At 45.7% G+C, this 19882-nt stretch carries 21 protein-coding genes and 1 pseudogene; 11 read left to right on the top strand and 11 right to left on the bottom strand.

Annotation, left to right across the window (positions count from 1 at the left end; genetic code table 11):
* Positions 1 to 139 precede the first annotated feature (139 nt).
* The 6 genes and pseudogenes from QUA00_RS17235 to QUA00_RS17255 all read right to left on the bottom strand — a co-directional run bounded on the left by QUA00_RS17235 (position 140) and on the right by QUA00_RS17255 (position 7492).
* On the bottom strand, positions 140 to 1354 hold the full coding sequence (locus tag QUA00_RS17235; protein ID WP_333144796.1) for a DUF790 family protein: 1215 nt from the start codon (positions 1352 to 1354) through the stop codon (positions 140 to 142).
* Between the two features lie 15 nt (positions 1355 to 1369).
* Positions 1370 to 1831 (bottom strand): DUF3598 family protein, encoded by a 462-nt coding sequence (locus QUA00_RS17240; RefSeq protein ID WP_333410389.1) that lies wholly within the window; start codon positions 1829 to 1831, stop codon positions 1370 to 1372.
* A 270-nt stretch (positions 1832 to 2101) separates the two neighbouring features.
* Positions 2102 to 4912, bottom strand: a complete 2811-nt coding sequence (locus QUA00_RS17245; protein WP_333410391.1) for a C2 family cysteine protease — start codon at positions 4910 to 4912, stop codon at positions 2102 to 2104.
* A 479-nt stretch (positions 4913 to 5391) separates the two neighbouring features.
* Positions 5392 to 5475: pseudogene (locus QUA00_RS36875) on the bottom strand (IS1 family transposase); the annotation flags it as partial.
* A gap of 204 nt (positions 5476 to 5679) precedes the next feature.
* A complete protein-coding gene (locus QUA00_RS17250) occupies positions 5680 to 5856 on the bottom strand; it encodes a hypothetical protein (protein WP_333144799.1) in 177 nt (58 codons plus the stop codon).
* 97 nt (positions 5857 to 5953) lie between these two features.
* Positions 5954 to 7492, bottom strand: coding sequence for a DEAD/DEAH box helicase family protein (locus tag QUA00_RS17255; RefSeq protein ID WP_333410393.1), 1539 nt, complete (start codon positions 7490 to 7492; stop codon positions 5954 to 5956).
* A 691-nt stretch (positions 7493 to 8183) separates the two neighbouring features.
* On the opposite strand from QUA00_RS17255, the gene ald reads away from it, so the two are divergent.
* On the top strand, positions 8184 to 9272 hold the full coding sequence (gene ald / locus QUA00_RS17260; RefSeq protein ID WP_333144801.1) for an alanine dehydrogenase: 1089 nt from the start codon (positions 8184 to 8186) through the stop codon (positions 9270 to 9272).
* A 22-nt stretch (positions 9273 to 9294) separates the two neighbouring features.
* Here the strand turns inward: ald and QUA00_RS17265 are convergent, their stop codons facing one another.
* The 3 genes from QUA00_RS17265 to QUA00_RS17275 all read right to left on the bottom strand — a co-directional run bounded on the left by QUA00_RS17265 (position 9295) and on the right by QUA00_RS17275 (position 10102).
* The gene (locus QUA00_RS17265) at positions 9295 to 9444 is read right to left on the bottom strand and encodes a hypothetical protein (protein ID WP_333306394.1); all 150 of its coding nucleotides are present in this window, start codon (positions 9442 to 9444) and stop codon (positions 9295 to 9297) included.
* Positions 9445 to 9561: 117 nt separating this feature from the next.
* Positions 9562 to 9882, bottom strand: a complete 321-nt coding sequence (locus QUA00_RS17270) for a hypothetical protein (RefSeq protein ID WP_333306396.1) — start codon at positions 9880 to 9882, stop codon at positions 9562 to 9564.
* Complete coding sequence (locus QUA00_RS17275; RefSeq protein ID WP_333306398.1) at positions 9869 to 10102, bottom strand: hypothetical protein; 234 nt, start codon at positions 10100 to 10102, stop codon at positions 9869 to 9871. Before QUA00_RS17275 ends, QUA00_RS17270 begins: the two co-directional genes overlap by 14 nt.
* A gap of 70 nt (positions 10103 to 10172) precedes the next feature.
* On the opposite strand from QUA00_RS17275, the gene QUA00_RS17280 reads away from it, so the two are divergent.
* From QUA00_RS17280 to QUA00_RS36880, 4 genes are read left to right on the top strand one after another with little or no spacing between them, the layout of a single operon-like run.
* The gene (locus QUA00_RS17280; protein WP_333234095.1) at positions 10173 to 10328 is read left to right on the top strand and encodes a hypothetical protein; all 156 of its coding nucleotides are present in this window, start codon (positions 10173 to 10175) and stop codon (positions 10326 to 10328) included.
* Positions 10329 to 10363: 35 nt separating this feature from the next.
* Positions 10364 to 10657 (top strand): hypothetical protein, encoded by a 294-nt coding sequence (locus QUA00_RS17285; RefSeq protein WP_333058269.1) that lies wholly within the window; start codon positions 10364 to 10366, stop codon positions 10655 to 10657.
* Entirely contained in the window at positions 10657 to 10845 is a 189-nt protein-coding gene (locus tag QUA00_RS17290) for a type II toxin-antitoxin system PemK/MazF family toxin (RefSeq protein WP_333410395.1), read from the top strand. Before QUA00_RS17285 ends, QUA00_RS17290 begins: the two co-directional genes overlap by 1 nt.
* 25 nt (positions 10846 to 10870) lie before the next feature.
* Positions 10871 to 11014 (top strand): type II toxin-antitoxin system PemK/MazF family toxin, encoded by a 144-nt coding sequence (locus QUA00_RS36880; protein WP_445252072.1) that lies wholly within the window; start codon positions 10871 to 10873, stop codon positions 11012 to 11014.
* Here the strand turns inward: QUA00_RS36880 and QUA00_RS17295 are convergent.
* A complete protein-coding gene (locus QUA00_RS17295; RefSeq protein ID WP_333144808.1) occupies positions 10955 to 11095 on the bottom strand; it encodes a hypothetical protein in 141 nt (46 codons plus the stop codon). The two genes, QUA00_RS36880 and QUA00_RS17295, sit on opposite strands and share 60 nt — an antisense overlap.
* A 97-nt stretch (positions 11096 to 11192) precedes the next feature.
* Between QUA00_RS17295 and QUA00_RS17300 the strand changes: the two genes are divergently transcribed.
* From QUA00_RS17300 to QUA00_RS17310, 3 genes are all read left to right on the top strand, one after another.
* Positions 11193 to 11537 (top strand): hypothetical protein, encoded by a 345-nt coding sequence (locus tag QUA00_RS17300; RefSeq protein WP_333144809.1) that lies wholly within the window; start codon positions 11193 to 11195, stop codon positions 11535 to 11537.
* Complete coding sequence (locus tag QUA00_RS17305; RefSeq protein ID WP_333058272.1) at positions 11534 to 11743, top strand: hypothetical protein; 210 nt, start codon at positions 11534 to 11536, stop codon at positions 11741 to 11743. Before QUA00_RS17300 ends, QUA00_RS17305 begins: the two co-directional genes overlap by 4 nt.
* Positions 11744 to 12014: 271 nt before the next feature.
* Positions 12015 to 12395 carry an endonuclease domain-containing protein gene (locus QUA00_RS17310; protein WP_333410397.1) on the top strand — a complete coding sequence of 127 codons (381 nt, stop codon included), beginning with the start codon at positions 12015 to 12017 and terminating at the stop codon, positions 12393 to 12395.
* A 238-nt stretch (positions 12396 to 12633) separates the two neighbouring features.
* Here the strand turns inward: QUA00_RS17310 and QUA00_RS17315 are convergent, their stop codons facing one another.
* Positions 12634 to 15687: a S8 family serine peptidase gene (locus QUA00_RS17315; protein ID WP_333410399.1), complete on the bottom strand. Its 3054-nt coding sequence runs from the start codon at positions 15685 to 15687 to the stop codon at positions 12634 to 12636.
* An 829-nt stretch (positions 15688 to 16516) separates the two neighbouring features.
* Here QUA00_RS17315 and tnpA point away from each other — a divergent pair.
* The 3 genes from tnpA to QUA00_RS17330 all read left to right on the top strand — a co-directional run bounded on the left by tnpA (position 16517) and on the right by QUA00_RS17330 (position 19792).
* Positions 16517 to 16915, top strand: a complete 399-nt coding sequence (gene tnpA / locus QUA00_RS17320; protein WP_333410401.1) for an IS200/IS605 family transposase — start codon at positions 16517 to 16519, stop codon at positions 16913 to 16915.
* Positions 16908 to 18200 (top strand): transposase, encoded by a 1293-nt coding sequence (locus tag QUA00_RS17325; RefSeq protein ID WP_333410403.1) that lies wholly within the window; start codon positions 16908 to 16910, stop codon positions 18198 to 18200. The genes tnpA and QUA00_RS17325 overlap by 8 nt, the downstream gene beginning before the upstream one ends.
* Before the next feature lie 566 nt (positions 18201 to 18766).
* Entirely contained in the window at positions 18767 to 19792 is a 1026-nt protein-coding gene (locus QUA00_RS17330) for a site-2 protease family protein (RefSeq protein ID WP_333410405.1), read from the top strand.
* The last annotated feature ends 90 nt before the right edge of the window (positions 19793 to 19882 follow it).

The raw sequence follows: 19882 nt of genomic DNA on the forward strand, positions 1-19882 counted from the left end.
TCGGTTTTAGGATGAGAGAGGATTTGGCGATCGAGGTGACTTTAGTATAATACCAAATCTGACTTAAATATCCCTCTTATTTCTTAGTCCGCGCAGGCGGACTTTGTTTGTGTAGTCGCGGTTTCAACCGCCGAGAACTCTATTCGAGGACTTCCAGGACTGATTTGGGCAACAATTTATCTTTAAACCAGACTACTTTTGCTGGCACATCATTTACATTCACCCCGGCTTTTTCTAAGTTCAGCCGTTCGGAAATAGCTAAAATCAAGTGATCGCATTCAGACTTCTGTACTTGTGCAAATTTCTTTTGCAAATACTCCGGCCGCCAATAGCCAACTATTTCTAATAAAAACACTCGTCCGTCGGGATGCACTAACCGAAAGTCGGGAATCATCACACTACCTGGAATCGGAATTAAATCAACTTCTCGTTCTAGTTGCCACTCGGTTTTTGTGGAATTCCATCTTTCAGCAAATGCTGCTTCTAACATACTATCATAAGGCTTGCCAGGGGGATAGTGGCTGACTAAACCGCAGTCGGAATTTAGGGTGAATTTACCTGTTTTCAAAACGCCGCTAAAAGGGTCTTTTGTGTGCAGTATCGAGTGCATACTCCATTTGGTGACGTGCAGCAGTGCGGGCAGCATTTTCGCCAGGGCTAAGCCGTAGCGGGTACTGGGTTTGAATAAGCTTGTAGGGCCGTCTATTGTCAGTGTAAAACCGTGGTCTGCATCGCCTTCGATGTAAGTCATTAATTGAAATAGTTTCAGATAGCGAAATAAGAGTTTGTATTCTCCTGGATCGTTGCGGTGGGCGGTTAATTGGACTTGACTTGCTCTGTAAAATATGCCTTGAACTTGAGAAAGATTGTATTTGTGAAGCAAGTTTTCGGGAGTTGGTGCATTAAACTCAGTGAGGATTTTGTTTTCGTTTAAATCCGCGTATAAACCTGTAGTGATTTCGCGAGGCAAAACTTCTCTGTTTAAGTCTTGGCTGAGTTCACTTGCTACTTTTTCCAGGGTTAATTGGGTGGATTGAGGGCTGGGAGTCGATCGCGCAGACAAGGCAAAAACGCGCTGTCTCAACTCTGAGGGTTCTAGGGGACTGATGACTTCCAAGGTGCAGAAACCGCCTTTCAGCAGGTGCGCTAATCCCCGTTTCAGCCGATAATCGGGGCTGTCGCCTTCTAATTCTAGCAAGCGTCCGTCGAGTTCGCCTTGGGTTTTGCCGATCGACTCTTGGAAGCAGTTTATTGTTTCGGTGGCTGCTTCTAAGTTTTTAGCATCTATCTTGAGGCGGAGAGGGATGATTGATTCTCCGTTTTGGCGGTGACTTAATAAATCAGTGGGTAGCATAAGCAGTGAAAAGTTTTACTCAATTTTTTGTTCAACAATCACCATAACTCCCCTAAGTTTTCCCTCTTCTGTCAAGCTTTGGGTAGTCCGAATTCGGCGATCGGAACTGACAAGATGGATTGTTTCAACAGCCCTCATAAAGCCAGTTGCTTTGTCCCATACTTGAAAAATTATCAAATCATCTCCAACTTCTGTCGCTAGTGTATTGTAGTTGGGAAAAACCGAGTCCAGACCTTCAATTTGCACTTGCCCTTCCCCGACAACATAACCCACAAAATTTTGGGTTTCACTCTGGCCATTGGCATAAGTTTGAAGGTTAGTTTGCCTCCACTCGTTATCAACTATTTTCTGGGTAACAACTGCTGTAAAACGCCTGGTTTCTTTGCAGTCGGCATCGAGTATTGTCCAGTCTCCCTCCCAAACTCCTGTATGTTTGGGGAAAATTTTAAAGTTAGTTAGTTGTGCAGTCTCGCTCATTGTTAGGTAATGTGAATTAGTTGTTGATGATATTTTATTCCAGCTTCCTTTAATTTTAGTGTAGCCACAATCATAGAAGAGGATATTACTCAAAGACCTCTAATTGAGGCGCAGCCCAAAATTGCGTGTCGGTACGAGTTGGAACCTATTGCGTAGGTTGGGTTGACAATCGGAAACCCAACAGCCGTTTACTAGGTTGGGTCTCGCGAAACGAGACCCAACCTACATCTGTTCCAGCTTAACAGTTGGGTTTTGAAGAAGCGATCGGTACTATGGCTCGGACAGACTCAGCGCAGAAAAGTTCTCTAAAAACCGATCGAAGGTGATGGCCACAAACCCATCCTTAGTGTTAGAACTCGGATCTTCCGGCGCCTTCGCGACACCTCTATTGTCCTTCCCCCAGGGGTTCCGCACTAGGATCATCTTCCCGTGTTTGGGATCGGTATAGGCATTGTGGACACTGTAGGCATGACCGCCAATCAACACGTTATCAGATCTCTGCTCGGCACCCAAGGGTGCCCCAGCCACGACGTAGCCTTTTTTAGTGTCCAACATAGTTTGAATGCGGTTGAAAACTTCATCAGCATTCTCCTTATTCTTCTTCTCCTCCTCAGCCTTCTCTTTCTCAGCCTTCTGCTGAGGAGTCAGATTCTTATCAGCCTTCTCCTTCTCAGCCTTCTGCTCAGGAGTCAGTATCGGCTCATCAGTCAGAGCCTTCGAGGAATAGGAACCTCCCTCGTCCTGACTGTCGACCAGCACAAAATTTTTGCCCTCCTTCCAGTAAATAGTTTCGACCTTCTTACCTGTCACCCGTTTGAGGGCAATCCCCGCTTGATCGCCATTCCCCATCACATCATAGCCATTGCTATCGGAACCCTTCTCCTCCTCCCGGAACTTGGCGTAAGCACGTTCAAAAATGGGGGCCCAGATGGGTTGCCCCGTCGCGTCGCTCGGCTTTGCGGCAAACTCAGTCGGCCATACCGTCCCAAAGACTAGACCTTCGTTGGTCGCCACCTGGTTGTCCACGGTGACCTCCTTCCCTGTGCCTGTTAAGTAGTTGTAGAACTTGAAAGTGTAGTTGTCACCCTTGGGAGTAATGGAGCCGAGCACTGAACTCTTCGCAGTGGTAGCAGCGCTGAGATTGTCGATCTTGCCAAACGTGGCCGCCACGGATGCGAGAAAGGCGCAGTCGCCGAACTGCTGCTGGTTGATGTCTGTGATTCGGATGGGATCGACCTTACCACCAGTGAGGGGCGCATAGGTGAAGTTATAGGTCTTAGGCGGGCTCTCGCTCTGGTTAGTAAAGACTGGTTTTGGCGATAGAGTTTCAGCACTCGCACTGCGTAGCGCGTTTGCCACCGGCGTTCCCGTCACCGTCGCATTCAGAGTATAGTCACCCAAGCCCGGAGCATCCACACTGGAGGCAAACACCACATATTGACCCCCCTGTTCCGTGGTGAAACTCACCCCAGCATTGAAGTCTCCGCTGCTGGTGTTAATGTCATCGTTTTTAGCCACCACTTCGCCCGTGAGCAAATCCACCACCGTCAGATAAGCATCGAAATCCTGCGATTCTTGAGTCACTGTCACCGTTAGCCCAGCCGCCAGTTCCGTCAACAGATAGGGATCGGCGTAGTTTTCCTGATCCTCCGGATCGAAGTCATCGTTTTGAGTGAGGGTGCCAGTCGTGGGGATGCCGGGAAAAAGCGCGTCATAGTTTTCAATGTCCACCCGGCTGCCCGGTTCGGAGATGGCAGCAATTTCGTAGGGCGTTGGAGCACCGGGCGCGCTGACATTGACGTAATAGGTACCGGGGTTGATGTTATCCTCCTGGATTTCATTTGTCCCCTGGGCAACAATCTCATCCGCATCCAACCGATCGTTACTATTGCGATCACTCCACAGGGTCAGGTTTAGATCCGGCTTCCGGTTATCGGTGGACAGATCCAGATACCCCCCGTTGAGCACTTCCAGGCGATAGGTATCCACTGCATCAGTCCCGCCCACATAATCGTGCAATTCCACTTCACCGTCTGGCGGCAGCAGGCGTGCCGTGCTGGGTCGATCGCCGGCCAAATCTTTTGCTACAGTTCCGGCAACACCTGCCAAACTCAGGCTGTAGTTGGTATTATCTTCAAATGCCTCCACCGATAGGAAATATTTACCCGGATCTAAGGTGATGTTCTCAATGGTTTCATTTGCAGTGCCCGATCGCTCGGATGCGGAGAGGATTTCATCTCCCCCCAATTCCCCATCGTCGTTTTTATCCTTATATAGTGCCACATCCGCATCTGCGCTCATCGCACTCAAGCCCAAGTCAACAATGCTCGTTTCCGTTACTTGGAATTGGAAAAAGTCGGCATAATCTTCATCGCCCACTGATCCCTGAAGGTTAGCTCCTCCCGGTATCGAACCCAGCACTGTAGCCCCCGGTTCCGTATCGTCCAGTGTCGCTTTGACGGTACTGAATAAGCCACTCAGGCTAGCAGGGCTGACTCCCTGCACCCGCGCCAAGATCCCACCAGTTGCTTTCAGCCGAATGAATGTATCGGTGCCATTCGCTTCCAGCGTTACGTCGGCTTCAGTCAGGGCATCACCTGCTCCATCCGTCAGAGCAATGACATCGCCCTCTTCATCGCTGAAGTCGGCGATCGTATCGGCGAGAGCCGGATTAGTTAGAGCATCAGCGACATTCAAAACAAAAGCATCGGAACCATCGCTGCCAATGAGACTATCAACTCCAGCACCCCCGGCTAGGAAATCGTCTCCCTCTTGACCGATTAATGTATCGTTGTCTTCACCGCCATAGATAACATCATTACCGCGTTCTCCCTGGAGATAATCATCTCCTGCATTGCCCAACAGCAGATCGGCTCCGCGTCCACCTTGTAGGCTGTCGTTCCCGATTCCACCGGAGATCGAGTCCGATCCGTCGTTCCCATAGACCAAATCCGGGCGATCGGAGCCGACAATGGAATCTGCTCCTGGGAGCGCTCGAATCCCAAAACCGGCCGGAACTTTGGAGTCGATCGTAAAAATATCGACACCGCTCGTCAAATCAAACAAGTTATTGGACGCCATTAGTATATGATCCCTGAAAGATGAATGTACGAAGACATGAGAAATCCCACCAGCAATACCTAGGAATTAGTTAGAGCTGTGAATTAGTTGTTTATCCCAAATCCGGCTTAAATACCCCCTCGATCTCTTAGTCTGTCCCTGACTACGTTCGAGGATAAAGTTCGGCAGACGTTGTAGTTGGTTCTCGTGAGTTTTAGGTGATAATAAAAATAAAACTTTCCGTGGTACAGGCCGGAAAGCCTGCGTGAGCGAGACGCTCACACTACCGTTTCCACCACAAATCCAGAACAGCCAATTTATTCGTCTACTATAGAGCTAAGGATAATATTGATGAGCTATTGCATCTTTATTAACTCTTATCTTACAAAAATATCATACCTTAGATAGATGACAAAGCAATAATAATTTTTATAACCGCTTGGTTAATCAGTGGGAAAACTAAACACTGTATGGGTTCACGAGGTGACAACCCCATCAAACTCATCAGCTTCCCAAAAATCGGTGTAGCAGATGGCACAATGGCGGTAAACTGCCGGTAAGGATTGCCAAAGCCCCGGCTCTCCTGAGTTTTAGGTGATAATCAAAATAAAACTTTCCGTGGTACAGGCCCGAAAGCCTGCGTGAGGGAGACGCTCACACTACCGTTTCCACTACAAATCTAGAATAGCCGTATAGTTTGAGGTCAAAATTTTTCAAGAGCCTTTTTCATAAAGGGGGTAACGGAGCCGAATTTGGCATTCTAAGGCTATACACTAAGTTGGCAATATTCAATCTTTATTTTCTTCGTCATAATTTTCTCCCCATTTGGCTGGTGATTCGGCTGCTTTTTTAGTCGCCTCCAGGTTGACTCCGTAAATGGGTGTTGGTTTGACAGTTTCTAATTTCTGATATTCAGGCTTGGGCGGTTCTATTTGTGTTTGTGGTTGGGGTTTGTGAGGCTGCATTCCTCCTCAGCGGCGTTGGGATGTTCTTCGTCGCGAAGAACGCGAATGGAAGAGGGAGAAAGAAAGAAAGAGAGTGTTCAGAAATAGTTTAGGCTTGCTACCAGGGAATTTCATCATTATCTTCTCCCCATTTTGCTGGTGATTCGGCTGCTTTTTTAGTCGCCTCCCGGTTGACTCCGTAAATCGGTGTCGGTTTGACAGTTTCTAATTTGTGATATTCAGGCTTTGGCGGTTCTATTTGTGTTTGTGGTTGGGGTTTGTGAGGCTGCATTCCTCCTCGGCGGCGTTGAGAAGTTCTTTCTTCGCTGGTGTCTTCGGTGACGACTTCGTAGAGAATAGCTAACTTATTTACATCGCTGCTTTTGCGGAGAACTCGACCCAATCGCTGAATGTATTCGCGTTCGCTGCCGGTTCCTGACAATATGATAGCAATTCTGGCGTCGGGAACGTCTACTCCTTCGTTGAGAACGTGGGAGGCGACGAGGGTTTTGTATTCGCCGCTGCGAAAGCGATCGAGGATTTCGTGGCGTTCTTTGACTGGGGTTTGGTGGGTTATTGTGGGGATGAGAAATTCTTGGGAAATTCGGTAAACTGTGGCGTTGTCTCCTGTGAAAATTAGGGTGCGCTGGGGAGAGTGTTCTGCTAGTATTTTGGCTAAGATTCGCAGTTTTCCTTCGGTACAAAGGGCGATTTCTTTGGCTTGGCGGTGGGCTAGCATGGCGCGCCGTCCCAGGGGCGATCGCGCGCTTGCCATGATAAACTGTTTCCAACCATCGAGGCTAGATATTTTGATGTTAGACTGTTTTAAGAAGTCGTTGCGAATGTTGATTAATTCGGCGTAGCGGTGGGTTTCTTCTGTTGACAGTTTTACCATAATTTGAACTATTTTATGGTCGGCTAAAGCATCGCCTGCCAAATCTTCGGGTCTTTTGCTAAATACTGTCGGGCCGATCAGGAAATGCAAATCGCTGTGGCGGCCATCGGTGCGATCGGGTGTGGCTGTCAATCCGAGTCGAAAAGGCGCGATCGCATATTCGGAAATTACTCGATAAAAGTCCGTTGGCAAATGGTGGCATTCGTCAAAAACCAGCAAACCGTATTTATTGCCCAAGGTTTCTGCATGAATACTTGCACTATCGTAGGTTGCGACTAAAATTGGCGTTTTGTCCCGCGAACCTCCGCCCAACAATCCGATTTCGATGTCGGGAAAAGCTGCTTTTAAATTAGCATACCACTGGTGCATTAAATCGAGAGTTGGTACTACAATTAATGTACTGCGACCAGTGACTTGCATGGCTAATTGTGCCAGATAAGTTTTGCCGGAAGCGGTGGGGAGGACGACTACTCCTTGGCTTCCTGCTTCCTGCCAAGCTGCGAGGGCCTGTTCTTGATGTGGGTAAGGCTGCATTTCCACGCTGGGTACGAGTTCGAGTAGTTCGTATCCCCTAGCTTCGTCGGTGAAGTGAATGCACTCGGCTTGGAGGCATTCTACCAGCGGGCGGTAGTGAATCGCTCGAATGCGGTATTTTTCCACGCGATCGTCCCATGTCGCAAAGTCCACCCAGTCTCTGCCTTTGGGCGGCGGGTGTAGCAGCAGCGTTCCGCGATCGAATGTTAAGGTAGGTATGCGTGGCATTTGTTTAGATATGGGGGCGAGTTATGCCTGTTAAATTATAAGTGACCGATCAAATATATTGACACCAAACTCTCTATAAGTTAGTTTTTTTATAAGCAAATCTCTAGAACCACCATCTACTTTATACCGTTTCGGGTTGTTTGTTGAGATTTTTACCATTTTTTTTAGCCTATAAGTTTGCCAAAATGTCAAAATTTTATTTGCACCTACCTAGTTAGTTGAAAGTCTGGCGAAGATGTTGCAATATCTAAAGATAGTATGGTTGCTGAGGTGGGTACTCAATACGGGCGCTTTGCCTAAAAAATAATTTATCTTACCAGCCCCAACAACTGCCCCTCATTGATTATAATTTGGAGTCATTTAAAGAAAAAGTAAGTCACACAAAAAAAAAGGGGTATAAAAGGTAAATGTAGAGTAACTATTTTAAGTGGCTTTACTTACGAGTATTTTGGCCTAGGGTATATCAATGCCGACCACGCATATCCAATAAAGTAGGAACAAGCTAAAAAGACGATCGACTGTATGGAAAACGATCAATTTGGGAAATTGCGATCGCACTGGCAGAAAATCCCACAAAAATTCTCATAGCCCAGCCGGATTGCCAAATCTAAAATCTACAATGGTATTGTCCCGCTGGGGATGGTTTTTAGGTTAGATTCGATCGACGTATGCCTGAGATTAGAGGTTATAGATGGAAATAGGCGTCCCCAAGGAAATCAAGGATTTAGAGTTTCGAGTCGGGCTCAGCCCCACAAGTGTCCGGGCTTGTTCGGACAAAGGCCACACAGTTTTTGTGGAAACGAATGCTGGTGCTGGGGCCGGTTTTGCGGACGAGGACTACGTTGAAGCAGGCGCTAAGATTGTCTTAAATGCTTCCGATGTCTGGAAGCGCGAACTAATTGTTAAAGTTAAAGAACCGCTGCCTGCTGAGTATCCGCTGATTCAAAAAGAGCAGTTGCTGTTTACATATTTGCACTTGGCGGCCGATCGCACATTAACCCAGCATTTAATCAGCAGCGGAGTCCAGGCCATCGCCTACGAAACCGTCGAACTCCCGGACAGAAAATTGCCGCTGCTAACGCCGATGAGCATTATTGCAGGGCGTTTGGCCGTGCAGTTCGGAGCTCGCTTTCTGGAACGACAGCAAGGTGGCAGAGGAGTGCTTTTGGGCGGCGTACCGGGAGTGAGACCGGGTAAAGTTGTGATTTTGGGCGGCGGCATTGTCGGCACAGAAGCAGCGCGAATTGCTGTAGGAATGGGCGCGAGAGTGCAGATATTAGACGTAAATGTCGATCGCCTAGCCTACCTGGAAACTCTGTTCGGTTCCAGAGTAGAATACCTCTACAGCAGTCCTTTGCAAATTGAAGCAGTTGTTCCCGATGCTGATTTGTTAATCGGTGCGGTTTTGGTCTTAGGTAAAAAAGCTCCGGTGCTGGTTTCTCGCGAATTTGTTGCGAAGATGCACCCCGGTTCAGTGATTGTTGACGTAGCCGTTGATCAAGGCGGCTGCGTGGAAACTTTGCGGGTAACTTCTCACACAAATCCTACTTATGTTGAGGAAGGAGTTGTGCATTACGGCGTGCCAAATATGCCCGGTGCCGTGCCTTGGACTGCGACTCAAGCTTTGAATAACAGCACTTTGCCTTATGTTTTGCAGTTGGCAAATAACGGGATTAAAGCTTTGGAAATGAATCCGAGTTTGGCGAAGGGATTGAACGTGCAGAATCACCGATTGGTGCATCCGGCCGTGCGCGAGGTTTTCCCCGATTTGGCCGATTAGATTCCCCTTTTTTTTAAGTAAGCTATCCCGCATCTAAATTGTATTTTGGTGCGGGTAGGAGCAACAGTCTCGATACCCCTCGCATCCCCTTAAGAAGGGAGACTTTGAGTGAGGAGAGTTGAATGGCTTGCTCGATGCGATCGAGGTCATCAGATAAAATATTAGGCAGCATAATTCAGTCGTTGCGCTAGTTGCTGATGCAGCCCTCGATCGAGAAAAAGGAGTAAAGGGCGATCGACCTTTTTATGCCAAAAAGAGCGATCGACCTTCTCCCTAATTCACAAGATAATCATTCAGAGTTTTTAGTAAGCGTTGATGTCGCTTGCGATGAAATAGCTCCAATAGAACCGATAATTTGATTGCGAGGCAATACAGCAAGGAAACCTAACCGAATTAACGATTGAGACCGTAAACCACTGGCAGCAAAGTCTGGGTCTGAAGGGGAAATAATATCGACAAAATCTGGAACCTGTTGATGTAGTTGGGTGCTAACACCACAAACTAAAAAATCTCCATAAGGAGGTAGTTCCCTCAGAAGGATGACTGGACGATTCTTAATTTTCCCGTCAGCTTGAGGAATTGGGGTGAGAACAACATCAGCTTCCTGCATAGTCAGGATTTGGTGTTTTAATTGCATTGAGCGGGTAATCGTCGTTCTGATTGTAGGCCTTGTTTAGTTGATGCCTTGACAACCACAACCAGGCTTCGCGTTCTGCTAATTGTTCCGGGAGGACTGTGATAATGAGTTTTATGTTTGGTTCAAGCTTATAGGGTTCATCTAGCTGAATAGATTGCCCATCAAAATGTGCTGATAAAGAAATAAGCTTCATGGCTTGGATATCTTGAAGGCGAGTGCTTTTACTAAGTTTATTATATTTTGACGCTCTAGGGACACAGGCTTTGACCCGTTTCTCTACCATAAATTTGCTCCATTCCTTAGAAAAACGATCGCCCCTCCTCGAAGCAAAAAGCGAGATTCCTCGATCGAGAAAAGCGATCGAGCTTTCCATGACAAAAGAGCGATCGCTAACCCACTGGACGCGAATAGTTGTATAATAGACAAACTAGGCAAGCGCAAAAAGTGAAAACCTATGTCACAGGCAATCCTCAAACAAATTGTTAATCAGCTTGAAATGCTGGAAGTTTTAGAGTTACAGGAACTCGAGCGCGTAATCTGGAAATATCTGGCTGACAAACAGCAAGCTACTCAAAAATATCTACTTCAAAAATCTGCTAATAAAAAACAATTATTTCGAGAATGGGATGACATTTCTGATGAAGAAGCTGCGATACTAAAAGCTGAGTTTGCCGCCGAGGATTTAGCTTTTGCAGAAGTCGCCTTAAGTGATTATCTGCCTCGACTTCAGCAACAGGATAAAATCTGATGCTAGGAGATATTTATTTGGCAGATTTGAATCCTTCTAGAGGGTCAGAACAAGCAGGAATTAGACCAGTCATTATTGTACAGCGAGATACATTAGACCGCTTTACTACAACAGTAGTAGTAATTACCATAACAAGTAATCTGCGACGATGCTCAAATACCGGGGACAATTATTTTACCGACTGGTGAAGGTGGTTTAACACAAGATTCAGTCGTGCTTTGCTATCAAATAGTAGCCATCGATAGAGAGCGATTAATCAAAAAATTGGGCACTCTTTCAGCAGATTATGTATCAAGATTACAGGTAGCATTGCAGTATACATTGCAAATGGATGAATTTGAGAATGTAGAAGAATAGAATGAGTTGAAGTGCGATCGCACTCACAGCCCCAAAGAGCGATCGCCCCTGTCCATCCACAAGACCGAGATCCCTTTCCATATCCCCAAAAAGCGATTTCCTATGGGATAGCTTCGCACGCGGACTGCACGATCGTTTATAATTACAATGATTGACGAGTTATGAGGAGCGTGCAAGTATGGCAAAATTCCCCAACGAACTTGCGGAAATTATCTGGAATTTGAAACGCCAGTTGCTAGATATTGTTGACGCAGCAACAGCAGCAGAATTGACTCTATTTGAACTTTTTGGAGAAACGAGTGATACGATACCATTTCTGGATGAACTGAAAAGTGTGGCTGAACGTGCTACACCCTGGTTTAATCGGCTGTCTAATTTTCAGTTACGCATAGCTGAGTCTCAACCCACAATTTCGGTTGATATGCTAAACTTAGTAAACCAATCTATTGAACGCATCCAAATCGAAATTCCGGCAATGGAACGGAGTATTCAAGAAGTGAAAACGGAGTGGAATTTGCCATGACTAGCCAACCGCGTATTCCCAATCCTGAAACAGCCAAGAGATTATTGGCTAATTTGCGCCGCAGTCGTTTAGCAATGGAAGCAGCGACTCTGGAATTAGAAGACATTACAATGCAGTTGGAAAATGACAGCAGACAAAGGCGTTTGGTGCGGTTGAGGCAGGCAATTAACGATGCTGAGGCTGCTAATTTTTCAGTCAATGTCTGAAATTATTTCTTAAATCTCGCCCCAAAACTATAATTTAAATATTGACGAAAACAGCAAGATAGATCGCACTTTTTGACTCATAACAAAAGAGCGATCGACCTTTCCCTATCCCCAAAAGATCGCCCTAGTTGTCAAGTAGACATGGTTTGAGATAAACTAATTCTGAAACTATTCCCTAAATATCGCCCCTTCGCCGACAATTTTAATGAACATCTTGTCCCCCCCTTCTTAAGGGGGGTTAGGGGGGATCATGCCGAGATTCGGGGGGATCATGCCTTTATTAAACGACTCAAACTTCCACCTACCATACAACCCAAAACTCATCCCCATCGCCAAACAACTGCGGAAAAATCCAACTCCAGCGGAAAAAAAACTGTGGCAGGATTTTCTGAGAAATTTCCCTTTTCGAGTTTTGAGACAGCGCCCGACCGACAATTTTATCGTAGATTTTTATTGTGCGGCTTTACTGTTAGTAATTGAGATTGATGGGGAGAGTCATTTTACCGAACAAGGGAAACTATATGATGCAGAAAGAACCGGGATTTTACAGGGGTATGGATTGAAGGTTGTCAGGTTTACGAATGTTGAGGTGTTGCAGAGTTTTGAGGGGGTTTGTGGGGAGTTGTTGGGTTTGATTGAGGGTGATTGTTGAGACCAGATCCCCCCTAGCCCCCCTTAAGAAGGGGGGGACATGAAAGAGGATAGATTGCTCGTTACCAAAAGGGCGATCGCGCCGACGTTGAGTTGAGGAGAGCGAGATCCCTTTTTTGAGAAAGAGGAGGAAAGGGCGATTAACTTTCTCGATACCCAAAAAGCGATCGCCCTGTCTCCAAAAACCCTGAAAAAAGCGATCGTCCCATTTTCTAGTTGCTAGTTATATTTGAAGTATCTTATCGCCAAGATGGCTTTTGACCTGGTTGTAAAGTTTCTGTCTTTGCGTCACTGGTTCGGAAGGCAATACGACCACCTTCAAAATCAGCAAAAATGGTGTCCCCGTCAATGTATTCCCGTTTAATTGGCGCTCCTAACCAGTGATTGTGACCACCACTATTGATGTAGTAAGCACCGACGCTTCCCCAGGTAGCAACTCGATTCCCGTTATTCAAATGGTAGTAAAGCCGTGCTTTACCATTTTCACCAGCAAATTCTTGTAAGGCTAGGGGTGAGCCTTTGCTGCTGGTGCCGCCTTTTTCGTCAGAGCGGGGATAGCCGAGATATGCCCAGCCACCGCCAGGAAGGTTTGCCCCAACAGGACCACCCACAATTTTGTACTCTTTGAGAATTTCTCCCCATATCACGTAAGCTTGGCTTTGAGCATCTTCGAGCATGAGCATCACTTCATTATTATTGGTGTCGAGGAAGCGTTGTGTCCAGCCATTGCCCCAACGATAAGCATCACCTTGAGCTTTGAGACCGCGCCCTTGACCGTTGATGCGGTTGTAGGCATCTATGAATAAATTTGGTGCGCGTGAACCTTTACCGATCGGATTCTGTGGTGGCGGCGCATCATTATCAGCGATCGATATTGTGCCAATCGTTGAAGCACCTAGGCTGTATTTACTATTTCCCGTGAGGGAAATACTTAGGGTTTCAGTTCCTTCTACAATTGCGTCATCAACGATGCCAATCGAAATATCGAGGCTCGTTTGACCTCCAGCAAAGGTTGCTGTGCCACTCAAACCAGAGTAGTCAACACCATTACTAGCAGTGCCACTTAAGGTGTAGTAAACAGTTTCCGCCTTGCTATTGTCACCACCGCTACGGGTTATGGTGACTTTCCCCGGATTCGGCGTTTCTCCAGCCTTGGTTTCTGCTGCCGAGCCATCAGTCGCAGCTATACTGACTGTTGATTTAGGAATTGTTGCAACACCCAAACCACTTATTAGCAGTGAGTAATTTTGGTTGAATGAAGCTCCTGAGTGACCAACATTGATTGTGTATGTGCCAGCAACAGGAGCATCAATGAGAACTTGCTCAACGTTATCAAGAGAGTTCTGCTTGTTGCGAACAGCCGAGGCAGATGGGTTATTTGGATCGAGTGTCCAAGGATAGAACTTTGTACCGTCTGGTCGAGTAATCCAAATGTCTAAGTTGTTGAGAAGCACAGAAGTAGTTTCATCTAAACCATTACCATGCGGTTTTCCCGCTGGATCAGTCCAGACAATGGTTGCTTTCAGAGGATCGATGCCGTTACTCGTTACGGGGTATGTCTGTACCGAACCGCTGTAGGTACTTTCTATTAGGCGACTTGATGTTTGTTTCTTTGCGTTGTCTAGGAACTGTGCTGCCGCTGCCGCATCAACTACACCCCAGCCATAGATGTAATCTGGCCCAACGTTTCCAGCGTCAAATGCGGTGTGAAGGATTGTTCCCTTCAAAGTTGCACTGAGGGGAGTCTTTCCATATAGATTTTGATAGTGTTGTGCCAATAGTGCTGCTGTCCCAGTGACATTCGGAGCAGCCATTGAGGTTCCAGAAATTGTGAAGTAGCTGGTATCAGATGCATAGCCAGATGAAGTTACATTAATACCATCAGCAACCACATCAACCTTAAGGCGACCGTCATCTGTCAATCCCAAATTCGAGAAACTAGCAATGGAAGCATCCGACTTCGTGTAGGGATCTTTAGTAATGGGGTGGATTGCACCGACAACTAACGTATTCTTGGCTGTGTGATCGGGATTTAGTGAGTCATACCCACCCAACCCACCATCCAAACCAGGTGCAAATGTAACTCCAGAGTTGGGTACACGATACCAACCCACACCTTTCCATCCAGCAATTCCAGGATTCTGCGAGAAGTAGGAAACATAAGTATTGTCTTTGTTTACATTGTTGAATGTCTCGCCTCGATCATTGCCTGATGACCAAATGCTCAAGAAATTAGGATTTTCATAGAGAACCTTATCTAGAGAACTGCTAAAGCCTGAATACTTTCCAAAATCCTGATTCTCACTGAAGCGTCCACGATCGCCAAACCAAGTGTCAATACGAACATCACCAAACCCTGTCCACTTAAACATACCCTGAGTCCACCCTGATATGTTGCCGTAAGAGTGATTACTTAAAGAGATGCCATTCTGAGCGGCAGTTTTCATTTCCTCTTGATCGTTATTCCAGTCAAAGCTTTGAATGTTGACCTTATTAGCCATTCCACGAGCATTTGCATTCACTCCAGCAGCCCCAATAGTTCCGGCAACATGAGTTGAGTGACCGTTATATTCAGCAGAGTCACCATAGCTGACTCGCCCAGTGAACTCTTGGTGTGTTCCCCGAACGCTACCCTCATCCCAAACCCCAACTTTTACTCCAGAGCCATCAAGGTTCAACCCCAGTGTGCCACCTTTCCACAACTGATCGGCATTAGTTGTGTCAGCAGCAGCCAAGTTGGAAGAGGAACTCCTGAGATTGAGTTCTTCTGGACTCTTGCCTCCTAGAAACCAGATACCCTCAGAAACTTCAATTGGGGTTTCTAGGAAGCCCATCTCTGGCGTAAACTCAATGACGCTTGACAAATCACCCGGAGTCACAACCGGCTCTGTTTCTTCCCCAGGCGGATCGATCGGCAAAATCACCGGAGGCGGTAATGTATCAAAAGCCCCTTGAACGTCGAATGCTTCAGGAGGCAGGGGCTGCTGCTGCAAACCCAGCGGGTCAAAATCAATCAGCGGCGGTAGATTGTTAGTTGGATCTCCAGAAGGGTCGATCGGGCAAACACCGCTATCAGCAAAGAAATTAGGTAAATCTAAATCAGACAGCGACAAAGAACCCAATAACTGATGCAAGTAGTCAAACTCGTGCAGCCAACCCCCAACCCCCACACTCGGAGTCACAATTGTTTCTAATCTAAAACTTTTCGGTCGTTTCCGACTCTTTGTTTTACTTGAATTCCCAAAATCTTGAGCCTCTTTGCGTTTTTTGCCACCAAAATTTAGCCAGCCCATAACTTTTGCACCCTGATTAATATGAATTCGATCGCAACAACTTAATTAAATGCCTTCAGACATTCAACCAAAATCCTTTGTTGACAAGGATTTTTCAATAATCGTCAAAAATTTCTGTTTATTTGAGAATTCACGCAAACTTAACAAATTTTCTGAATGGGCGATCGCTTGACATCTGCCGCGCTTTGCTAACGGTCAGGCGGGCGATCGGACAAATACTTTGTTAATGCGTAATTTCTATAATTTTTTGCTTCTTCACACGATTACCATACACCCAAGTTCTATTTGCGATCGTAAAGTTTGTGTAAACTTTTTTACGGCAACTTAATTATGACTTACGCCTTGCAAAGGGATAGCAATTCCGGCCTCAACCAGAAACATCCGCTACAGGCTCGTTTCCCACGCAATGACAGGTGGAAAATGCGTAATTCCTAAAATAGTTATAATTTACACTTGCTTTTTTTATGCTTTCTGATAATATGAACACAAAGGTGAAATTTGGATTAAAGTCTAAAGCCCAAACAAATATCACTAAAGCTTCTTCAAAAACTCCTTCAATACTTCCCTGCTTCATTAAAACAGGGGAAAACTCAGCCCTTAAACTTTCCGTTTTCAGGAAGACTTAGGCAGGCTCGAAATGCTCAAAAACCCAGAGGAGAGAGCTAAAAAAGAGAATATGGCGATCGATCCATGACCGAAGAACGAGCCCGCCGGGCCCCTGGCTTTAGACACGGGGATAAGTCGGCAGCGGTTTCAACCGCCTTCAATATTTAACAAATCTTAATACAAAACTAGTAGCGTATACAGGTTTACGCTGTATAACTATACTATGAGTGTTAATTACAAATCAAACAAAAATGTTGTCTACTCTTGTAAGTACCATATAGTGTGGTGTCCCAAATATCGCCGAAAGGTTTTAATTGAGGGTGTCGATACTCGTTTAAAGGAAATACTGTTAGAAGTTGCCACTGAGTTTAACAGTGAATTAATCGAAATGGAAGTAATGCCAGATCATGTCCATCTATTAGTCGAATGCGATCCTCAGTTTGGGATTGCTAAACTGATTCGGTACATGAAAGGACGTTCCTCTCGATATCTCCGCCAAGAATTTCCGTGGCTAAAAAGTCGATTACCAACGTTGTGGACTAATAGCTACTTTATTGCGACTGTTGGCGGTGCGCCTATTTCGGTAATCAAGCAGTATATTGAGAATCAAAAAAATGTCTAGTTATGGATGCCAGCAAAACCTAATCAGTCCCGACCGAGAGTTAAGAAGCGTCCTAGAATTTGTATGCGAAGAGTCGAATAAGCTAGCCAACTGCGGGACTTACTATTCTCGTCAGTTGTATTTTAAGACAGGGAAAATCCCTGGCAAATACGATTTACACAAATTATTCAAAGAGAACCTTCATTTCAAAGCACTATATTCCCATGTTGCTCAACAAACGTTGACCAGCGTTGCAGAGTCTTTTAAATCGTACATTGGATTGCTCAAGGGAATTTCAATTGGCACGGTAACACAACGCCCAAAGCTGCCGAAATATCGCAAAAACAGCTTGAAACTCGTGACGTTTCCAAGGGCAGACGTAAAGCTAAAAAATGGGCAACTGAGGTTTCCATTGGGAAGCAAGGTTAAACTATGGTTTGGAATTAGTGAATTCTATTTACCAATGCCGTCCAATCTAGACTACAAGAAAATTAGAGAGATTCGCATTTTGCCAAGAAATGGGCAGTTTTATGTCGAGTTTGTCTACCAACTTCAGTCCACAGTGATTGAATTAGATGCTAGTAAAGTTCTGGGTATCGATCCAGGATTGAATAATTGGTTGACCTGTGTTTCCAATGTGGGAACAAGTTTGATCGTGGATGGACTGCATCTAAAATCATTGAACCAATGGTATAACAAGCGAATTGCGGTGATTAAAGAGCATCAACCTCAAGGTTTTTGGTCTAAACAATTGGCGAGAATTACGGAAAAACGAAATAGACAAGTCAGGGATGCCGTTAATAAAGCAGCTAGATTAGTATTGAATCACTGCCTTGAAAACCAAATAGGCACAGTTGTTTTTGGGTGGAATAAAGGGATGCGCCAAGAAATAAATCTTGGCAGCAAAACCAATCAAAGCTTTGTGCAAATTCCTACCGCTCGGTTGAAAGATAGAATTTCTCAGCTTGGCGAACAACATAATATTCGGTTTGTTGAAACCGAAGAGAGCTATACAAGCAAGGCGAGCTTTTTGGATTCAGATGAACTACCTAAGCTCGGTGAAAAAACTGAAGGGTGGAAAGAATCAGGGAAGCGTATCAATCGCGGTTTGTATCGGTCAAAAGATGGAAGCAAAATCAATGCAGATTGCAATGCGGCTGCGAACATTTTGCGAAAAGTATCGGCAACTTTAGGGCTATGCCTGAAAGGAGTCTGTAGGGGCGCTTTGATTTCGCCCTTGAAGGTTCGCATTTGGACTCTTCAAGAATCCCCGTCCCTGAGCGGGCTGGGGAGTATCAAAATTTAATAAAACTCAACCACAGTTCCCCGTCGTCGATCCAAAAGTCCAGATCCCCCTAAATCCCCCTTAAGAAGGGGGACTTTGAGTAAATTCTCTTGTTCTCCCCGATGTTTTGGGAGACTTGACGAACACTCTTGTCCCCCCCCGATATTTTGGGAGACTTGACGAACACTCTTGTCCCCCCCCGATATTTTGGGAGACTTGAGGAACACTCTTATCCCCCCCCGATATTTTGGGAGACTTTAGGAACACTCTTATCCCCCCCGATATTTTGGGAGACTTTAGGAACACTCTTCCCCCGATATTTTGGGAGAATTTACGAACACTCTTCCCCCGATATTTTGGGAGAATTTAGGAACACTCTTCCCCCGATATTTTGGGAGAATTTACGAACACTCTTATCCCCCCCGATATTTTGGGAGAATTTACGAACACTCTTATCCCCCCCGATATTTTGGGAGAATTTACGAACACTCTTGTCCCCCCCTTCTTAAGGGGGGCTAGGGGGGATCGAGTTTCGGCCTAAAACGCGTAATTCCTTCTTCCTTCTTCCTTCTTCCTTCTGCCAAACCATGCAACTAAAATCAGCAGTGCAGTGGATACCTCATCCCGACGGTTATTGGATACTTCGCAATCCCGAAGACATTACCTGTATTCAAGTAGACGACTTTGACAAACAGGTAATTTTGCAACTAAGTCAACAACCACTAACTAATATTCTCGCTGAATACGACCTGGATTTAGAATATGTGCAAAATCTCTTGAGAGACTTAGCACAAGCAGGAATGCTAGAAGGAACCAAGCCACCGAAAGCCAAATTTAACCTGCTATCCTTCACAATTCCCCTAGTCAATCCAGATGTTTGGCTATCGCAGCACATCGACAAATTACGCTGGATGTGGACGTGGGAATTTGGCTTTTTTCTTTGCGCTTTCATCGCTTCCTCTGTAGCAGTGTGGTTGGCTTCCTCTGCCGAAATCGCAGCCTCACATCAGCAGTTGTGGATAGCCGGAAAAAATGAGACTATTTTCCAATTGGTCTTGCTGACAATGCTGGTAATAGCTTGGCACGAACTAGGTCATGCTTTCACGCTCAAACACTACGGCGGCATAGTTAAAGAAATTGGATTGCTGTTTATGTGTTTCATCCCCGGATGTTACACAGATACAACCGATCAATACAGTTTAGTCAGGCGGAAACAGCGGGTTTTAGTAGTAGCTGCCGGAGTATTAATCCAAGTAACAATTTGGGCATTTGCTGTTTGGATGTGGCTGTTTTCTCAGTCAAATCCGGTTTGGCATCAAATTAGTTATTTGTTGATGGTAGCCGCCTTGCTGACAGTTGCAATTAATTTGAATCCCTTGAATAGATTTGACGGTTATTATTTGTTAGTAGCTGGAACTGGCATTAACAATCTGCGACAAAGGTCGTTTGATTTTTATGTGGACTTGTTGCGGCGGGAGGAGATTGAGGAAGCAGCAGAAACGCAATGGGTTTTGGCGGCTTACGCGCCTTTGAGTATACTTTATACTGTTTGGGTTTTGAGTTATCTAGCGTCCTTGCTGGGTAATTGGGTTTTGCGGGTTTGGAGTTTTTAACCGCAGATTAATCACCGGCGGGACGCCCGTGCCACGATTAACCTAACGGGCGTCTCGCCCGTGCCACAAAATGCAACTTTATTATTGTAG

It is taken from the genome of Microcoleus sp. T2B6 (assembly GCF_036700475.1).
Taxonomy (GTDB): Bacteria; Cyanobacteriota; Cyanobacteriia; order Cyanobacteriales; family Microcoleaceae; genus Microcoleus.